Below are 3,538 nucleotides of genomic sequence, written 5' to 3'. Positions count from 1 at the left end.
AAAAGTGGACATTTCGTCAAGTCTTAAAATTCAAATGGTTGTTCAAACTAAAATGTTTGACTTCTGAATTTCGTCGGAAGTATGGCACACAACGTTTTGCGGCTTCATGAAGTGGCGATGAACTAAGACCAAGCCTTTACAAATATAACTAAAACTTTAAATTAAAAACCTTTTCCATTTCAGATAAATCCCTTGCCTCGCCATTTCTTGAAACCGCTGTTAGTGGCTGTACTTTTTTAGCACCACCATCTTTCCATACAATATTCTGCTATTAGTTTTGTTCTTTCGTTTAATTCAGCTTTTGTAAATGTCTTTTTTGTGTCAATTTCTGAACCAATCATTTTTGTCATTATGAAAGTACTTTTACCATAAGCATCAACTTTGTCAATAGCACTTTTATTTTGAATGCTTGAATTTAAACTACGTTCAAGAATTGTTAAATTCCCTAAATTATGTTCATAATCAATGAAATCCTCTTTATTCTTAAATCCTAATGCTCTTGGAGCAAAAGTTGGGGTTTGAGCTAAAATATGTTCAATATTTGGATTTTTATTTGATATAGCAATAAGTTCAGTAATTTTATATTCTTTCTTTTTCAAACTTTCACAATAGTTAATAAAAATATGGTTTAATGCACGATTTCCAAATATCCATCCATACATTCGTGATTGAAATTCTTCTTTTGACATCCAACGACCATTAAACCAAAGTAACCAATTCTGTATGTCAATTGGTCTTTTCTTATCTATATCAAAAACTAATCTTGAAATATCTGCTTTTGGGTCAGTTGCTCTTGTTTTATAAACCCTAACTTCAATTAATTCAATTAAATCGAAAAAAGTAAATTTTTCATAATTTTTTGTTTCCAAGTTTTTATCTAATAAGTTCAATGATTCTAATTTTACAATTAGTGGATACAAAGTGGCTGATAAATTTAAAACTACAAAAAGTTTAAAATACTTTGGTTCTGTTTTTGCTCTTTCAATTACTTTTTTACAGTTTTCAAAAAATGATTTTAAACTTTCTGTGTATGAATTTATAAAATCTTCTATTTCTTGATAGTTTTCTGTTTTACTTGTATTTCTAAAATTTGTTAGTTTGTTTTTCAGAAATTGTAAAACGTAAGACGCAGTTGGGTCATAATTTTCGTCACTATAACTTACAAAATGATAACGCATTAAATTATCTTCGTTAAATTCTTTATTCTTGATTAGCGTTACATTTAAATCTTCACCTAAATGTTTTATATCATCATAGATTTCAAAAATATCACTAAAACAATCGTTAATTTGATTGTCTAATTTTTTATTTAAATATCTATTTGAAAAGTAAATAAGTAAACTTTTTGCTTTTTCCATATTAGATAGAGGTTTACCTCTATCATTTACAGTTTGGAAAATTCTAATAGCATCGCCTTCTGAATTTTCAACAAACTCCATAACTTCTAGTTTTTCAACAGACTTTAAAAACTTCAATTTATCATCTATTTTCTCAACTTTAAATTTAATTTCTTCGTATGCTTCTTTTAAGTAACGTTGACTTTTATTTTGTGGTTCGCCAACTTTACTGTCTAGTAGGTCTGTCAAGAATTTACAATCTCGGTTTAAAGGTGTCAATCTATATCTTTCATCTTCCTTTAAATAAAATCTTTCATAATATGCCTGATCTTTTTCAGTAAGTTTTTTTATTAATGCACTTATAATTAGAGTTGTAGTTGTAATTCTTTGTTGTCCATCAACAACGTAAAATTTTTCATCATCATCTTCAGATTTTGATAGTACAATTGTTCCAATATAATGATTAGAATTTGATTCAATAGATTCTACAACATCTTCAAAAAGTTCTCTAATGTTTTGTATTTCCCAAGCATAACCTCTTTGATATTTTGGTATTTCAAAAAATCTACCATTGAAAAAGTCTTTAATTTTGATACTTGCCATTTATTATTTTATTTATGTTTCTTGTTTTTTCGGTGTGTTCAGATAGTATAGCCACTAACGTTTCGCCGCTTTGCGTCTGTTGCGAGCTTCGGAACGCTATATTTTCCGTTAAAGATACAATTTCTTGCGAAAGATAAACGTGAATTTAGAACTTATTTCGCAATAGCGCAAAACGGCTGTTGTGCGATCGCTTTTATTCAATTCTTTTAAAAGTTTCAATTTTCTTTTCACTAGACCAACCCATTGGTATTAAAAATGCTCCTCCTGACCGATGCTGACTAATTAAAACGGTTAAATTTTTGTTTTCATCTGTTTTGAGTTTCAGTTTTGTCACATCAAGCGCACCTGCAACATATGGAATTAAAATTGGTTTAGTGTTTTGGTTTTTCAAAATGATATATTCATTTTTATTTTTAAATTTATAGGTCTTTTTATTTAGAATTTTATTTTCTTCACTTATTGTTGATATTTCAATATGTTTTTTATCGATAATTTTAAGTTCTAATTTATACATATTAATTGGCTTATCATCTAAAGTATCTTTTAAAAGTTTTCGGTTTAATAAAGAAACTAAATTATTATGTGTATTACCATCAGAACTGTTTGCTTCAAACGTTCCGTTAATTTTCGATATTTCACTTTCAGATATTTTACTCGTAGAACAAGAATAAAATATTGAAATTGTAATTAAGCAAAATATGATGTTTCTAATTTTCATTTCTTTTTCGTTTCGTTCAACCAAAGTGTCGCACAACGTTCTGTGGCTTGCTCTCAGTGGCGTTGCACCAACACCAAGCCATTACAAATATAACAAAACATTCCATTCAGCAGCGGATTTTCCGAAGGAAAATCCGGAAGTAGCCATTGAAGCAAACCGCTGTTACCAGTAGTTTTTTTATTCAGTTATATATTTTTCAAATTCGACTTTAGATATTCTCTTTTCTATTGTCGGTTTTTCATATTTCAAATTCCCTTTTTCTGTGACTGAAAATATTTCTTCATTCGGTTTTTCTATAAAGTATTCAAACGTATCATTTTCAAAGCTGAAAACAGACCAAGCAAAAGTTCCAACTTGCTTTTTATTTTGATAAAAGTCAGTTTCAGTTTTCGCATTCAATATTCCGTATTCAATTGTCTTTCTAAAATGTCTATCAGTTGAATCAACGTTTGACCATATTGTTCTATATCTTGAATCATTTATTTCCCAATTTTTTCCAATTAGTGGAATACCAATTTTCTCTCTTGTCGAATTAAATTCAATTCCTTTGTTTTTATTTAATGGGATATTATGTTCATAAATTTTAACAAAACTGAAATAAATTATTAGAAATAGTAAAGCTTTTGAAGAGCGTTTATTCCACAAAGATTTTAATGATAATTTGAATTCTTTCGGGTCGTTTTTGTAGTCAAAATAATATCCAATAAGTATCGGAAGTAATATTAAGAAACCTAAACTATAAATTATTAAATTGTCCATTTACGATTTTTGGGTAAAATTACTGGTAACGTTTCGCGGCTTGCTTCAGTGGCGATGATTTATCACAAGCCTTTACAAATATAGCTAAAACTTTAAATTAAAAACCTTTCCGATTTCAAAT

The 3,538-nt window shown here is 28.3% G+C and carries 3 protein-coding genes; all 3 read right to left on the bottom strand.

Features of this window, described 5'->3' with window-relative positions:
• Positions 1-236 precede the first annotated feature (236 nt).
• The 3 genes from Q361_RS13185 to Q361_RS13175 all read right to left on the bottom strand — a co-directional run bounded on the left by Q361_RS13185 (position 237) and on the right by Q361_RS13175 (position 3,417).
• Complete coding sequence (locus Q361_RS13185; protein ID WP_103727194.1) at positions 237-1,940, bottom strand: DUF262 domain-containing protein; 1,704 nt, start codon at positions 1,938-1,940, stop codon at positions 237-239.
• Between the two features lie 193 nt (positions 1,941-2,133).
• A complete protein-coding gene (locus Q361_RS13180) occupies positions 2,134-2,658 on the bottom strand; it encodes a hypothetical protein (protein WP_146047042.1) in 525 nt (174 codons plus the stop codon).
• Positions 2,659-2,835: 177 nt separating this feature from the next.
• On the bottom strand, positions 2,836-3,417 hold the full coding sequence (locus Q361_RS13175) for a hypothetical protein (protein ID WP_103727192.1): 582 nt from the start codon (positions 3,415-3,417) through the stop codon (positions 2,836-2,838).
• Positions 3,418-3,538 lie beyond the last annotated feature (121 nt).

The organism is Flavobacterium croceum DSM 17960 (assembly GCF_002917885.1).
Classification (GTDB): Bacteria; Bacteroidota; Bacteroidia; order Flavobacteriales; family Flavobacteriaceae; genus Flavobacterium; species Flavobacterium croceum.
This window is presented reverse-complemented; position numbering and strand designations above follow the sequence as displayed.